Source organism: Bacillus sp. SIMBA_008, from assembly GCF_046535495.1.
In the GTDB taxonomy this organism is placed as follows: domain Bacteria; phylum Bacillota; class Bacilli; order Bacillales; family Bacillaceae; genus Bacillus; species Bacillus subtilis.
The window spans coordinates 1-274 of the sequence record NZ_JAWRWL010000424.1; the positions used below are offsets into that span (position 1 = coordinate 1).

General features: G+C 47.8%; 1 protein-coding gene. It reads left to right on the forward strand.

All coding sequences use genetic code 11. The features are described from left to right. Positions 1-274 (forward strand): M23 family metallopeptidase (locus SB658_RS23865; RefSeq protein WP_410602805.1); only part of this gene is annotated, 274 nt, incomplete at both ends.

Consider the following 274-nt stretch of genomic DNA (forward strand, 5'->3'; position numbering starts at 1 on the left):
GAGCCGATAAAAGGAGAAGTCACGGATTTGTTTGGGACAAGAGGCGGCTCGCACATGGGATTAGATATAGCTGCGCCAGAAGGAGAATCCATCTTTGCTGCAAGTGGAGGTGTGGTCTCGCGTTCGTATGTATCTGCTACATATGGCGAGGTTGTGTTTATCCAGCATCCAAATGGATATGAAACCGTCTATGCACATCTACATGAGCGTTTTGTTAAAAAGGGTGACCATCTAGAAGCAGGACAGCCAATTGGCATTATCGGCAACACAGGGG